Origin of the sequence: Mesorhizobium sp. Root695 (genome assembly GCF_001428185.1) — a bacterium.
Lineage (GTDB): Bacteria > Pseudomonadota > Alphaproteobacteria > Rhizobiales > Rhizobiaceae > Mesorhizobium.
Map to the genome: position 1 here is coordinate 1 of NZ_LMHO01000008.1, position 14,497 is coordinate 14,497.

Below are 14,497 nucleotides of genomic sequence, written 5' to 3' on the forward strand. Positions count from 1 at the left end.
AACGGTCTTCTGATTGATGCCGTAGCGCTTCGAAAGCGCTCTCAGGCTCTCTTCACTATTCTGTATTGCTCGACGGACTGCCTCTGTCGTCGTGGCGCTCCCATGTAGAATCTGTCCCACAGTGCATCCCTCCATGCCAAGGAAAATAATGCACCATCAAAGCTCGGGATCAAACATCTAGTCTGGCAAACCTGAACGGCGCGCCTGTCTCACCCAAGATGCTCACAGATGTGGTTCTCGATCGGTGAACGTTCGTGCTGAACGGCGTCATGCCTTCGGCGCTATCGCAGTTGGCGACGCGCCGATGTCCGCTGAAGTCCGCTGGCTCAATCGCCGACTGTAGACATCGGGCCTTCAATCACTCAATCTTGGCTGTGGGAACAAAATAAGCGCTTCAAAGAAGGCGCGGACGGCCGGGTGCCATGAAACGACGATGGACATTGTATGACCCGCGGCTGGCCTGGATGCTGGTCGCGCCGGTGCTCCTGCTGCTGATCTTCTTCCTGGTGCTGCCGATCGCGGTGATGGCCGCCTACACCTTCTTCACCTTCGTCACCGCTGGTGTGGAAACCAGCGCGCTGACGACCGCGAACTGGCACGAGTTCCTGACTGACAGCTACTACCACGGCTTCCTTCTGAAGACGCTGAGGGTCGGCGCGATGACGGCGCTGCTTTGCGGCGTGCTGGGCTATTTTCCCGCCTATTTCATCTGGGCGACGACATTCAAGCACAAGTGGCTGCTTCTGCTTTTGCTCATCGTGCCGTTCTGGATCAGCTTCACCATCCGCACCTTTTCCTGGATCAACATCCTGGGCGAACAGGGCGTCATCAACGTTGCGCTGCTGAAAGTAGGCATCATCAACGAGCCGTTGCCGATGCTCTACAACGAGGGTGCTGTGATCCTCGGGCTGCTGCACTTCCTGCTGCCGTACATGATCCTCAACGTCTATGTGAGTCTCGAGGGCATCGACCGCACGTTGATCTCCGCGGCCCGCTCGATGGGCTGCACCAGCGCGCAGGCGTTCCGCGAGGTCACGCTTCCGCTTTCGCTGCCCGGGCTGGCCGCGGGCCTGCTGCTGTGCTTCGTGCTGGCCGCCGGCAGCTATGTGACGCCGCAGCTTCTCGGCTCCGGCCGCGACGCGCTGTTTGGCAACCTGATCTACGACACCATCATGGGCGAGCTGAACTGGCCGATGGGCGCCACGCTTTCGATCGTGCTGTTCGTCGTGCTGGGCTTCTTCGCCGCCCTCTATACCCGCTACATGGGCATGTCGCAGATCGTCAAAGGGTTAGGCGGATGAGGGCGCGGCGGAAAGAAGAAGGCAGATGGGCCTGGCGGCTGACTGGCTTCGTCACGCTCTGTGTCTACATCTTCATGTTCGCGCCGATCGTGGCGACAGTGATCCTGTCGTTCAACGCTTCGATGTTCGGCGGCTTCCCGATGACGGGCTTCAGCCTGCAATGGTACGGCAAGCTGATGGCCAATGAGCAGGTGCTGGCCGCCTTCCGCACATCTCTGTGGATTGCGCTGGTCACTGCCGCCACCACCACGGCAATAGGCGTCGTCACGGCGTTTGCGCTGGTGCGCTTCGAATTCCGTGGCAAGCAGGCGCTGAGCACGCTGGTGATCCTGCCGGCGCTGGTGCCGGAGACCATCCTCGGCGTCGGCCTTCTGGTGCTGATCAAGGCGGTCGACCAGCCGAGGACCATGCTTCTCCTGGTGCTCGGTCATATCCTGCTCGCCGTGCCCTATGTGGTGCTGATCGCGCAGGCGCGCATGGTGGGCATCCGGCGCGTCTATGAGGAGGCGGCACTCTCGCTCGGCGCCTCGCGCTTTTCCTCCTTCCGCGAGATCACGCTGCCGCTGCTCATCCCTGCCGTCGTCGGTGGCGCGCTGCTCGCCTTTACCATCTCGTTCGACAACACGTCGGCCAGCCTGTTCTGGCGGCCGGCAGGCGTCGAGACCATGCCCACCCAGATCCTTTCGATGCTCAAGATCTCGATCAGCCCGGAGATCAACGCGCTCGGCACCGTGATGATCCTGGTGACCGTCGGCATCCCGCTGCTCGGCGGCCTGGTCCTGCAAAGCCTGACCAGATTGAAAAGACGCGGCCAACCAAAGGAGGAAGCACGATGAAACTGTCCAACGGCAAGCGGCTTGAACGGCTGCACGATAGGTATCAAAACGGCGATCTGAGCCGCCGCACTTTCCTGACGCTGACCGCCGCCGCGGCGGCCGCGGTGGGCCTCGACATGCCCTGGATGAGGCAGGCGCTTGCCGCGGTCGAAGAGGTCCGCTTCGATGGCTGGGGCGGCACGGTGCAGGACGCGATCGACAAATATGCCTTCAAGCCCTACACCGCCAAGACCAAGATCAAGGTGGTCCAGGGCACGTTCGGCGACGAGGACGAGATCATCACCAAGATCAAGACCGCCAAGCCCGGCGACTACCAGGTCATTCATTCCTCCGGCGTGAACTACTACATCAAATATGTGAACGGCGGCCTGACCTCGGAGATCAACGAGGCCAACATTCCCAACATGGCGAATGTGCTGCAGCCGATGATCGAACCGTTCCGCAAGCTGACTCCGAAACTCTCGGCCGTGCCTTACGACTACGGCACGACAGGCATCGCCTACAACACCAAGGTGATCTCGCCCGAGGAAGCCAAGGAAAAAGGTGCCGCACTCCTGCTCGACAAGAAATACGCGGGCAAGGTCGGAGGCTATGACGACATGACCACGCGCGTCTGGTATGCCGCACTCGCCACCGGACAGGACCCCAACAACCTCAAGGACATGGATGCGATCTGGGCCAAGGTGCGCGAGACGCGCGACCTCGCCAAGAAGTTCTGGAGTTCCGGCGCGGAACTGATGGACCTGCTTTCCAAGGGCGAGATCGTGGTAACCGACGCATGGTCGGGCCGCGTTGCCGCATTGCAGGACCAGGGCCATCCGATCGGCTACCTCGATCCCGCGGGTTCCTATGCCTGGATGGAGGACATGCTGATCCTGAAAGGCTCGCCGATGGCCGAGTGCGAGGAGTTGATCAACTTCATGCTTGACCCGGCGACCGCCATCGCGGTGGCCGAAGGCCAGAGCTATCCGCCGTCGCTCGACCCGACAAAGGTCAAGTTGACCGAGAAGATCGAGAAGCTGCCGGCCTTCGACAAAACGGGCACGATGAAGGCGCTGACCTTCGCCGACCCGGTTTACTGGGCGAGCAATGAGGACGCCTGGAACAAGCAGTGGCACAGGATCTCGAAAGGTGCCTGACAGCCACGACCTTTCAGAGGCGCCCCGGCCGGCCGCGGCCGGGGTGGCAAGGCTCGGTTCGGGCGGACCCGCTCCGGGCGGCGCCGAGACGAGCCAGCCGGCGGTCGAGTTCCGCGACATCGACATTGCCTATGGCAAGTTCGTGGCGGTGCGCGATTTCTCGCTGTCGATCCGCAAGGGGAGCTTCGTCACCCTGCTCGGGCCTTCGGGCTGCGGCAAGACCACGATCCTGCGTTCCATCGCAGGCCTGGTCGACATTTCGGGCGGCCAGATCATGATCGACGGGCGGCGGGTCGACGACGTGCCGATCTACAAGCGTAATATCGGGCTGGTCTTCCAGAGCTATGCGCTCTTCCCGCACAAGAACGTGTTCGACAATGTCGCCTTCGGCCTGAAGTACCGCAACGTGCCGAAGCCCGAGATCGCGCGCAAGGTCGGCCAGGCGCTGGAAATGGTGCGGCTCCCGGGCAGTGAGAAAAAGCTGCCGTCGCAGCTGTCGGGCGGGCAGCAACAGCGCATCGCGCTCGCCCGCGCCATCGTCTTCGAGCCGCAGGTACTGCTGCTCGACGAGCCGCTGTCGGCGCTGGATGCGAACATGCGCGAGGAAATGCGCGTCGAGATCAAGAAGATCCAGAAGCAAACCGGCATCACCGCTATCTTCGTCACGCACGACCAGGAAGAAGCGCTCTCGATGTCGGATCGCATCGTGGTGATGAACGCCGGCGCAGTGGAGCAGATTGGAACCCCCCAGGAGGTCTACGAGGCACCAGCCACGGCCTTCGTCGCCGACTTCCTCGGCAAGGCCAACATGCTTGCCGGGACTGTGAGGAGATCCGGCCAAGCAACAGCGGTGGTGCTTGCCACCGGCCAGACGATCAACGTGGCCTCTCCAAAGGCGCTTGCCGACGGCAGCAAAGTCACTGTCGTGGTGCGGCCGCAGAAACTGTCGGTCGGCGCGGCAGCCAGCGCCAACCGTCTGTCGGGCCGCGTCGTCTCGGCCTCGTATCTGGGCGGTAGCGCCATCTACGAGATCGACATCGGCGGCAAGACCAGCATCCGCGCCAACGCGCCGATCACTGGTCGCGTCCTTCGCGAAGGTGAGGCGATCGACCTCGGCTTCGATCCCGAGGGCTGCGTTCTTCTCGACGAGGACGGTGAGCGGATTTCGTGAAGAAAGGTACTGAGGGAATCGGACCGTGAACTCATGAATGCGGAAGGACCGAGATTGGTGAGACAACGGCCTCTCCGCTTCTGCCGGTCACACGATAAAAGCTGCCGTCCAACGCTACTATTTCAGCTGCAGGATGCCTCGGGCTATGGGGCCCAATAGTGGTCTTGATTGGGTACCGGCGGTGGAAACTGTCCAAGCCAGCGCCTCCGATCCGACATGCCAGTAGCAAACTAGAAGTTTATGGAACTGCGTGTCCGCTGCTCCAAACTCTATCGCAGCGCAAATTTGCGCTCAGATGATACCATGCTCCTTTAGAAGCGACTGCTCGTCCCCCGGCTTAGCGGCCGCTTTTTGAACGGCGCGCAAATAGGCGGATCGACGGCTAAACTGCTATGCCGAACTTGAGTGTTGAGATCGCCTTGTATCGGGATTTAAGCGCGGCGCATTTGACCTAGACGCCGAGATGGTGCAGCAGCAGTCCTGGCTGTGCTTTGAGTTCGGCGACCGCCCCCTCATGGGCGATATGGCCGTTGTTAATGATATAGACGCGGCTCGCCAGCGCGAGCACCGCGGCGAGGTTCTGCTCCACCAATATGATCGTCTGCCCTGCCTGCGCCAGTTCCCGGCAGGCACGCACCAGGTCGTGCACGATAACGGGGGCAAGCCCTTCGAAGGGCTCATCGAGCAGGATGATCTTCGGGTCGCGAACCAACGCACGAGCTATGGCCAGCATTTGCTGCTCGCCGCCTGACAGGTCGGTACCGCGGCCCGTGCGTCGTTCCTTCAGCCGAGGGAACATCGTGTAGATCCGCTCCAGCGGCCAACGGTTCTTGGCGGTCAATCCGGCCAGAATGATGTTTTCCTCCACGCTTAGACTGCCAAAGATGCGTCGATTCTCATGCACGAGTTGCATGCCCTGCCGGGCGATGCTGTGCGACTTCCAGCCGACCAATTCTACCCCGTCGAGCTTGATCGAACCGGTACGCGGCGCCACCACGCCCATCAAACTCTTGAGGGTCGTGGATTTGCCTGCGCCGTTGCGTCCGAGCAGCGCAACGACCTCATTCCTTTCGATCCTAAGTCCCACGTCGAACAGGATGTGACTGTCCCCATAATAGCTATTCAATCCGCTGACTTCGAGCAGGCTCATGCCATTTCTCCATGCACACCGCCGAGGTAAGCTTCCTGCACCTTCGCATTGGTCTTGATCTCCCTGGGTATGCCTTCGACCAAAACCCTGCCCTCCTGCAGGACGGTCACTTTCTCGACCAGTTCGAAAAGCGAATCCATGTCGTGGTCGATGACAATCATCGTGCGCCCGCGCGCGATCGACTTGAGTAGCGCCACGGTTTCGACGCGCTCGCGCGGGCTCATGCCGGCAAGTGGCTCGTCAAGCAGCAAAAGACTCGGCGACGTCGCCAGGGCCAGACCGATTTCCAGCCTGCGCTTCTCACCATAGGCCAGTTCCGAAACCGGCCGATCAAGCCGCGTCGTGAGGTTCACCAGTGCCGCCGTTCGCTCGACCTGCTCATTGAGACCGGGAACGCTGTGAAGGCTTTTGAACAGATCGAGCCTGAACGTGCCGCGCGCGTCGCCTAGCGCGGCGATGGTCAGGTTCCGTCTGACGGTCAGGCGGTCGAACAACTGGTTGATCTGGTAGCTCTTGGTCAGCCCGAGCTGGCACACCTCGGACACACCCATGCGGGTGATGTCGCGACCCTCGAACATGATTCGGCCGGAGCTCGGCGCGATCTCGCAGGTGAGCATTTTGAAGAAAGTGCTTTTCCCCGCGCCGTTCGGCCCGATGATGCCGCGTATCTCACCCGGATTGACCGCGAAGTCGATGTCGCTGTTGGCTGCGAGACCGCCGTAGCGCTTGGTGAGGCCATGCGCCTGCAGGATCGGTCCGGGCGCTAGCGTGCCACCACGCTGGCGCGCCGGCATCGGCTCGATGGCGGCCGGGTTGAGGAGCGCGCTCTCCACCGCGGTTTCGATTGGCTCGTTGCTGCGGCTGCCTGTCAGCCTATAGAGGTCGACGATCGCGCCGACCATGCCGCGTCGCAGGAAGCACACCAGAAGCACGAAGACGACGCCGAGCACCAGCTTCCAAGTCGCGCCGAGATGCAATGTGTTCTGGAAGAAGTCGCTCAGATAGAGCCACACCGTAGCGCCCACCAGAGGCCCGAAGAGCGTGCCGGCGCCGCCGATGGCCGTCTGCATGAGGACCTGGCCGGACGTGTCGAACATGAAGGCCTCTGGCGGCATGAAGCCCTGCATGACGCCTAACAGGCCGCCGGCAAAGCCGGCATAGACAGCCGCCACCACGAAGGCCGTGAGCTTGTAGCCGTGAATATTGTGGCCAAGTGCGGCGGCGCGGAGCGGATTGTCGCGGATCGCCGCAAGGATCGCGCCCACAGGCGAGCGTACGATGCGCAGCGCGATGACAATGCCGACGAAATACCAGAACGCCAGGAAGGTATACATCGTCCAGTCGGTGTTGAATTCCAACACCTTGAAGCCGAGATCGAATACCGGGGTTGGCACCCCGGGTAAGCCGTTCTCACCGCCCGTGAATGCCGACAACGGATTGAACTCGACGAAGAAAAAGACTTCGGCGATCGCCACCGTGATCATGGCAAAATAGATGCCGGTGCGCCGAAGTGCGATTTGGCCAATCACATAGCCGACCACACCCGCCACCGTCGCGCCAATGACGATGGCGGCCATGACATAAGAGAAGCTCGTTTCAGTGAGGAGATAGGCGGCGACCATACCGCCGGTGCCGTAAAAGGCCGACTGGCCGAAGGACAGCAGGCCCGTATAGCCGAACAGGATGTCGAAGCCGATTCCGAACAGGCCCCAGATGAGGATGCGATTGATCGTGCTGGGCGAGAAGCCGAGATAGGGCAGCAAGAACGGTGCTAAAATGAGCGCAGCCGCCGTCACAAGCTCGACGAGGAAGGGACGATTGATGTTCATGGCCGACCGCATCTACTCGCGTGCGGCAGTGCCGAGCAGCCCATGCGGGCGAAGCACCAGCACCAGCGTCATCGCCACGAACAGCATGATATAGGAATAACCGGGATTGAACATCGAAGTAATGCTGATGATCTCGCCGGCGATGAGCCCACCGATGATCGCGCCGGGAAACGAACCAACCCCGCCGATCACCACGACCACGAAGGTCTGGACCAGTATGGCCTCGCCAACATCGGGCGCGATCGACACCACTGGAGCGTTGACGATGCCGGCGAAGCCCGCCGCCATCGCGCCGATGCCGAAGACAAGCATGAAAATCTTGTAGACGTCGATACCGAGCGAATCGACCATCGCCGAATCCTCGATGCCTGCTCGAACGATCATCCCGATGCGGGTGCGATAGAGCACGAAATAGAGCAGTAGCAGCGCAACGGCAACGATGCCGAGCAGGGCCAACCGGTAGGTGGGGTAGACCATGAAACCCAGATGGGTGATGCCGACAAGCGAGGCGGGCGGCGGCACCGTTCGCGACAGGCTGCCGAAGAAGAAGCGGACCGTCTCGACGAAGACGATGCCCAGCCCGAACGTGACGAGAAGCTGGTCCTCTTGCGGGCGCGCGTAGAAATGGCGAATGATCAACCGCTCGATCACCACCCCGACGATCATCACGAACAGCGATCCGGCCACCACCGCGGCCAGGAATGAATCTGTGTAGGTGTAAGCGAGCCAGCCGGCATAGCCGCCGAGCATGAACATCGCTCCATGGGCGAGGTTCAGGACGCCGAGCGTGCCGTAGATGATCGTCAGCCCCGAAGAGATCAGCGCCAAGAGCGCGCCGAGCACGAGCCCGTTGAAGCACTGCGAAATAAAATTTGCCCAGTTAATCACTCTGCCGCCCGCCCTTGAAAATGAAGGATGTGCCCCGCCGTCCGCTCCGCCAACAGGTCGTGAACAATCGACATCCAGTGACCGACGCGCAGGCGAACCCGTCTGCGCCCCGCCGGTCAAACCGGCATGCGACGCCTTCCCCGGCCGTGGCCGGTGGAAAAGGCGAAAGTCGGGGTTTCAGGTGTAGCTACCGAGGCCGCAGCCGAACTCATCGGGCTTCTGCATCATTGGCGCGCCGTCGACCACCTCGACGACATTCCAGTAGTCGTCATCGCTCTTCATGTCTTTGGGGTCCTTGCCTTGGACGAGTACGACTGGGCGCACGCACTGGTGGTCTTCCGGCCGGTAGTGAACATCACCAACCAGCGATGGGATGGTCTCGCCCTTCTCGTACTGCTTGATCACGTCCGGCGGATAGAAGCTACCTGCCGTCGAAACCATGCGCGCCCAGTGAGCGACACTGATATAGGCGTTTTCAGCACCCCATTCCGGCCGGTAGCCGAATTTCTGCTGGAACGCATCCACGAACTGCTTGGCGAGGGGATACTTGTCCTGCAGGGTCCACCAGAAATCGGTGGCCGCGAAAACACCGGCTGTCAGTTCTGGACCGACTTCCTTGGCAAGGAAGGGGATCTGGTAGGGCACGACCATCTTCATGCCCGGTGTCAGGCCGAACTGCTTGGCCTGCTGGATCGACAGCACCGCGTCACGGCCCCAGTTGACATTGACGATGAACTCGGCGCCCGAATTGGCGATGTTCGTCAGATACTGGCTGAAATCCTGGGTGCCCAGCGGCGAGACCTGGTCCGTCACCATCTCCCAGCCGCCCTGTGAGGTCAGGTAGTCGTTCACCGACTTGGTGACGGTGTGGCCGTAAGTGTAGTCCGGCGTCATGAATGCCGCCTTCTTTCCCTTGCCGTAGGTCTTGACCAGGATTGGGCCGATCGCGTTCGCTGCGGTCTGGCCATAGAAGTTCTGGCGGAAGCCGTATCGCACGCAGTCCTTTCCTGTGGTGTCGTTTGAACCAGAGATCCCCGCGACATAGAGGATCTTCTCGCGCTGCGCGAACTTGTTGAGCGCCACCGCGACCGCCGACGAAGTCGAACCAGTCATCAGGATGATCTTGTTCTGGTTTATGAAATTCTGCTCGAGCTCGACGGCCTGGTTCGGCTTCGCAGCGCTGTCGGCGGATAACAGCTCCACTTTTTTGCCAAGCAGGCCTTTGTCGACCTTCGGCGCCAACGCCTTCATCAAGTCGTGCCCGTTGTTGATGTGCTCGACCGCGAGCTGCCACCCCTTAAGTTCATCCGCACCCTGCACTGCATAGGCGCCCGTAAGCGGCACTGCAGCCCCGATATAGACGGTTTGGCCTTCTGATCCGGCCGGCCAGGTGCCTATCGGGGGCTTGTCATCGGCCGCAAAGGCCTCAAGGCTGAACCAGGGCAGAACCGCACTGCCGAAAAAACCGGCGCCCGCATGCAGCAAGGTGCGGCGGGAAATAGCAGCATGCTTTTGATAATCGAGCGGCATTCAGCAGTTCCTCCTTGGGGTTGGAGCCCTCTGGTGGCTCTCGTTGTTTTGCCCGGATTTGACTGGTTTTCCGAGCGGGACATTGGAAGCACGCCTGCTTCTATGTGCATTCGCGGCCGTATAAAGAGTCTAGTCAATACAACTTTCGTTTGATGATTCTATTCATTGATCTAAGTTAATAAGCGTACGCAAGTTCGTCGGAGATAGAGTTCATGAACGTTGGGAACGCGGTATGCCGCTGACCGGCCATCCGATCGTGGCCCGGTTGACCCGTGTGATGAAGCTGAGTGCGGTCGATGTCAAAAGCCTCGAGGCAATCTTCGAACGCGATCTATCCGTCCGGAAGCGGGAGGAACTTATTGTTCAAGGCTCGGAGTTCCGAAACCTGTGCTTTGTCAAAGATGGCTTCGCCATTCGCTACAGATTGCTTCGCAGCGGCAAGCGGCAGATTCTGAAGGTCATCCTACCTGGCGATGTTATTGGATTTCCAGTCAGCTTTTTCGATCGGTCGACCTACGCGGTCGTTGCTGTGACCGAACTGACTTACGCAGTTTGCTCGTTCGATTCCTATATTCGTCTTTGCTATGAGCAGCCACAATTTGGTTTGGTGTTAAGCTGGCTGGCCGCCCAAGAGGCAGCGACTTATGCGGAACACATTGTCAATCTCGGTCGGCGCACGCCGATCGAAAGGCTGGCGCACCTTTTGCTTGAGATTCACGCGCGTCTTTTGGAGGTGGAACGGGCGGACGAGACAAGTTTCAATCTGCCGTTTTCGCAGGAAGTCATAGCGGACGTGCTTGGGTTGAGCGTGCCACATCTCAATCGCGTAATTCAGCAGCTGCGCGCCGAACAGCTCATCACCAGCAACTCGCGCCTCATCGAGTTGACCGACCTTGCGGGCCTGCGGAAACTGGCTCAGTACCAGCCGATGGATCTCGCCCCAATCCCCGTGCCAAAGCACCGGGAGTAATCACGTGATCTTGATCATGCCGTAACCGAACGCGGAGCGATTGCGTACAGGACCTTCGGGAAGCCTTCGGCGCCATTCGGTCCTTTTGGTTGCCGATCGTAGTCGCTTCGGTTGTAGTTGCGCAGCGCTTCATAGGCATGACCGGACCGAGGTCCCGGCCGTTGGGACCCGATACATCCTCCTGTCCCACGCGCTACTCGCTCCACCAATATGCGTGCCTCCCGCGCTGCTTCGATAAAAGCGTCGCGGAGGTGATCGATAACGCCGACAACGACGCATTCGTTGCCGGAAGGCGGGATCGCATCCGCATTATGAGGGGGGATTTCTGGACGTGCCGGGGGCGCCGATCTCTACCTACTCAAATTTATTATGCACGATTGGGACGACGAGCGCGCCGCACCGATCCTCGCGAACGTCCGCAGGGCAATCGCGCACCTGGGGGTCGTCTGTCGTCGTCGAGATCGTCCTCCCGCTCGGAAACGAGCCGCATGTCGGGCCGCCAATTGATCTGAACATGATGGTGATGACAGGCGGCATCGAACGCAGTGAGCCGCAATACGGCCAGTTGCTCACCCGCGCCGGCTTTCGACTCGAACGCGTAGTCGTGGCCAAATCGCCGTTCAGCGTTATCGAGGCTTCACCCGTTGCCCTCCGATTACTTCAGCTTCGGGTCAAAAGCGGTAAACGTCAAAACGAGCACAGCATTTCCGCTTTCCACCCTATAGCGACCGTCAAACACTCTGCTTGTATACCAGTCCGAAGGGACTGTTCCTTCTTGTTAACTCGCGTTCGGCAGGGCGTAGGCGATGATCGAGTCGCCAGCCTCTGTTCCCGTCGATCCGTGGCCGCCGGCAACCACGACGAGGTACTGCCGTCCGTCGGCGCCCTTGTAGGTGGAGGGGGTCGCCTGTCCGCCCGCCGGCAACCGATCGCGCCAAATTTCCGCACCGGTCTTTAGGTCATAGCCGCGGATATAATAGTCGAGAGTGCCGCTGAGAAAGGCTACGCCGCCCTTGGTGATGATCGGCCCGCCGATACCGGGCACCCCCATTTTGAATGGCAGGGGGAGCGGCGACAGGTCGCGCACGGTGCCATTGACGTGCTTGTAGACGACCTTGCCGGTGGTCAGGTCGACGCCGGCGACGTAGCCCCAGGGCGGCGACTGGCATGGCAGGCCGAGCGGAGACAGGAAGGCGCCCATTTTCGCCGCGTAAGGCGCCCCAAAATTCTCATTGAAAACGTCCTCCCCATCCTTGCTGACGACGCGGGCATACTGATCAGGGCGCGGTACAAGCTTGGATGTGAAGGCGAGATAGACCGGCATGGCGAACATCACTTGACGGTCCGGGTCTACGGCCACCGCGCCCCAGTTGAACGTGCCGAAATTCCCGGGATAGATGATCGAGCCCTTTTCCGTAGGCGGCGTGTAGCGGCCCCTGTAGTCGAGACTGCGGAATTCAATGCGGCAGGCGAGCTGGTCAAGCGGCGTTGCGCCCCACATATCCTTTTCGGTAAGCGGCTCAGGCTTGAACGAAATCGCCGAGACTGGTTGTGTCGGCGCGGTGGTATCTCCTTTGACAGCACCGCTCGGGGCGGGTTCCTCGGTAACCGGCAGAACCGGCACGCCGGTCTTGCGGTTCAGCACATAGACCTCGCCTTGCTTGGTGGGCGCTACCAGCGCCGGCACGACCTTGCCGCCAATCGTCAGATCGACAAGGCTCGGCTGCGCCGGCACGTCCATGTCCCATAGGTCGTGGTGCACGCCCTGGAAGACCCAGGCGACCTTGCCCGTGTTCACGTCCAGCGCGAGGATCGAGGAGGAGAACTTCTCGACTTCCGCGCTGCGGTTGACGCCATACTGATCAGGCGATTGGTTACCCATCGGAAGATAGATCAGCCCGAGCTTTGGGTCGTAACTCGAAACGCTCCAAGAATTCGGCGCGTTTTCCGAATAGGTCTGGCCGTTGGCAATTGGTGCGGTTGCATCGGGCTTCTTGGAATCGAAGTTCCAGACAAGCGCCCCAGTGTTGACGTCGAAGGCCCGGATGACGCCAGATGGTGAGGTGGTCGACGCGTTGTCGTTGACGGCGCCGCCGACAATCACCAGATGGTCGGTAACGACAGGCGGGGATGTTGAATAGACCGAACCGGGCGTGACGTTGGGCATGTTGGCCCACAGATTTAAGGTGCCATCGTCGCCGCCGAAACCGGGGCAGATTTTGCCGGTCTCAGCGCTGATCGAGATCAGCCGACCATCGGACGTCGGCGCAATGAGCCGTTTGACGCAGGATGGTTCGATCGAGGCTGTGGTCGTGGGATCTTTGCGGTCAATTTCGGGATTGGGGTCGCCGCGCTTCGCCTGGCCGGTCACCACGTTTTGAGGCACGCCTGCCGCTTGTGTGGTCACTTCGGCCACACTTGCCGCGAGGCGCTGTTCTTCGGTCGATGCCGCCTGTGGCGCGCCGGTTGCGGGGCCGTTCGCAGCCCCAGCCGGCTGTTCTGCACCGCCGGCGGGCGGGCTCGCAACCGCTGAACCGTCGAAATAGGCGACACCACGGCAGGTGAGGTGTTGGGTTGTTTGCTTTACTGTTTGTTTGAGGTGCGGATCGAAGCGCCACTTCTCCTTGCCGGACACCGCATCAAGCGCAATCACCAGATTGTGCGGCGTGCAGACGTACACGGTGCTGTCGATCATCAGTGGCGTCACCTCATAGGTCGCCTCGCCGGGATCGTTTGGACCGCGTATGTCGCCGGTGTGGTAAGTCCAGGCAACTTTCAGATTACTGACGTTCTTCGGCGTGATCTGGCTGAGCGGCGAATAGCGGTCCCCGGCGGCGGTTCGGCCGTAGGCCTGCCATTCTCCGTCCGGCATCGAGCTGTTCAACTCGCGCGACGCGGCCATGCGGTCGTCGGCGAACGTGCCGGCGAGATCGTGCGGGATCTGGAACATCGCATAGACACCGGCAAGCACCGCGACTACGAGGGAGCCGGCCAAAAGCCCGCTGCGGCCGTTGTATCGGGCGGAGCCCATGTCAATTCTGTGAAGTGACCGCACCATCGGCGGCAGTAGCAGGAGGACGCCGAGCAAGATGAGCAGGCTGCCTCGCGCGGAAAGCGCCCACCAGTCGAAGCCAACTTCCCATATCGACCAGCCGAGGGTCACCAGCAGCGTTGCGCCGTATAGCGCCAGCCCGGCAGAGTTGCGCCAGAAGGTTAGCGCTGCCGAAACCACAAGGGCAGCGCCGAGCACAATGTAGAACCACGATCCGCCGAGCAGTGCGAGCCAGACGCCGCCAGCTAGCAGCGCGGCGCCGATAACAAAGATCGCGATGGAGAGGACTATCCGATACATGAAGTTCACCATGGCTGCTTGCCGCATGGATCGTCGGGCGCGGGTTGCTGTTCTAAAACCTCTCTGGAACTGACGCCGCCTGATAACGTTCCCAAGACAGATATCAACAATTTGTCATGTCAAAAAACTCGACCGTCCGTTCATCATCCAGTGGGCATTCTTTGAAGCCAATATGGCTCTTGACCGCACTGCCTGGTGCCTCATTTCGAGACGAGCGCACTGAGAATTGTTTTTCACCGGGGCTGCCAACCTTGCTGTCGATCGGCATCGTCATCAACTCTGACGGAGAGGGCTTCATAAGGTCGCGCGGATCGTGACCTGCCACTGAACT

General features: G+C 60.7%; 12 protein-coding genes and 2 pseudogenes. 7 read left to right on the forward strand and 7 right to left on the reverse strand.

The window, feature by feature from the left end:
• Positions 1-120, reverse strand: a pseudogene (locus ASD99_RS33210) (IS481 family transposase); the annotation flags it as partial.
• A 302-nt stretch (positions 121-422) separates the two neighbouring features.
• Between ASD99_RS33210 and ASD99_RS09595 the strand changes: the two are divergent.
• The 4 genes from ASD99_RS09595 to ASD99_RS09610 are packed head-to-tail and all read left to right on the forward strand — an operon-like array spanning position 423 to position 4,447.
• Complete coding sequence (locus ASD99_RS09595) at positions 423-1,301, forward strand: ABC transporter permease (RefSeq protein ID WP_056595950.1); 879 nt, start codon at positions 423-425, stop codon at positions 1,299-1,301.
• Positions 1,298-2,137 (forward strand): ABC transporter permease, encoded by an 840-nt coding sequence (locus ASD99_RS09600; protein WP_056595947.1) that lies wholly within the window; start codon positions 1,298-1,300, stop codon positions 2,135-2,137. The genes ASD99_RS09595 and ASD99_RS09600 overlap by 4 nt, the downstream gene beginning before the upstream one ends.
• On the forward strand, positions 2,134-3,276 hold the full coding sequence (locus ASD99_RS09605; protein WP_082525772.1) for an ABC transporter substrate-binding protein: 1,143 nt from the start codon (positions 2,134-2,136) through the stop codon (positions 3,274-3,276). The genes ASD99_RS09600 and ASD99_RS09605 overlap by 4 nt, the downstream gene beginning before the upstream one ends.
• Positions 3,269-4,447: an ABC transporter ATP-binding protein gene (locus ASD99_RS09610; RefSeq protein ID WP_082583212.1), complete on the forward strand. Its 1,179-nt coding sequence runs from the start codon at positions 3,269-3,271 to the stop codon at positions 4,445-4,447. The genes ASD99_RS09605 and ASD99_RS09610 overlap by 8 nt, the downstream gene beginning before the upstream one ends.
• A 451-nt stretch (positions 4,448-4,898) precedes the next feature.
• Here ASD99_RS09610 and ASD99_RS09615 read toward each other — a convergent pair whose 3' ends face one another.
• The 4 genes from ASD99_RS09615 to ASD99_RS09630 all read right to left on the reverse strand — a co-directional run bounded on the left by ASD99_RS09615 (position 4,899) and on the right by ASD99_RS09630 (position 9,844).
• The gene (locus ASD99_RS09615; protein ID WP_056595944.1) at positions 4,899-5,597 is read right to left on the reverse strand and encodes an ABC transporter ATP-binding protein; all 699 of its coding nucleotides are present in this window, start codon (positions 5,595-5,597) and stop codon (positions 4,899-4,901) included.
• Positions 5,594-7,426, reverse strand: a complete 1,833-nt coding sequence (locus ASD99_RS09620; protein WP_057143506.1) for an ABC transporter permease subunit — start codon at positions 7,424-7,426, stop codon at positions 5,594-5,596. Before ASD99_RS09620 ends, ASD99_RS09615 begins: the two co-directional genes overlap by 4 nt.
• 12 nt (positions 7,427-7,438) lie before the next feature.
• Positions 7,439-8,314: a branched-chain amino acid ABC transporter permease gene (locus tag ASD99_RS09625; RefSeq protein ID WP_056595940.1), complete on the reverse strand. Its 876-nt coding sequence runs from the start codon at positions 8,312-8,314 to the stop codon at positions 7,439-7,441.
• A 177-nt stretch (positions 8,315-8,491) separates the two neighbouring features.
• Entirely contained in the window at positions 8,492-9,844 is a 1,353-nt protein-coding gene (locus ASD99_RS09630; RefSeq protein ID WP_057143430.1) for a substrate-binding protein, read from the reverse strand.
• A gap of 232 nt (positions 9,845-10,076) precedes the next feature.
• Here ASD99_RS09630 and ASD99_RS09635 point away from each other — a divergent pair, with 232 nt between their 5' ends.
• The 3 genes and pseudogenes from ASD99_RS09635 to ASD99_RS35425 form a co-directional block, all read left to right on the forward strand.
• Entirely contained in the window at positions 10,077-10,814 is a 738-nt protein-coding gene (locus tag ASD99_RS09635) for a Crp/Fnr family transcriptional regulator (RefSeq protein ID WP_056595934.1), read from the forward strand.
• Positions 10,815-11,135: 321 nt separating this feature from the next.
• Positions 11,136-11,321, forward strand: coding sequence for a methyltransferase (locus tag ASD99_RS35420; protein WP_413813928.1), 186 nt, complete (start codon positions 11,136-11,138; stop codon positions 11,319-11,321).
• A pseudogene (locus tag ASD99_RS35425) lies at positions 11,260-11,391 on the forward strand (ubiquinone/menaquinone biosynthesis protein); the annotation flags it as partial. The gene ASD99_RS35420 and the pseudogene ASD99_RS35425, both read left to right, overlap by 62 nt.
• A 201-nt stretch (positions 11,392-11,592) precedes the next feature.
• Here the strand turns inward: ASD99_RS35425 and ASD99_RS09640 are convergent.
• Entirely contained in the window at positions 11,593-14,166 is a 2,574-nt protein-coding gene (locus tag ASD99_RS09640) for a membrane-bound PQQ-dependent dehydrogenase, glucose/quinate/shikimate family (RefSeq protein WP_056596021.1), read from the reverse strand.
• A gap of 103 nt (positions 14,167-14,269) precedes the next feature.
• Positions 14,270-14,491, reverse strand: a complete 222-nt coding sequence (locus ASD99_RS35430) for a hypothetical protein (protein WP_082583213.1) — start codon at positions 14,489-14,491, stop codon at positions 14,270-14,272.
• Positions 14,492-14,497 lie beyond the last annotated feature (6 nt).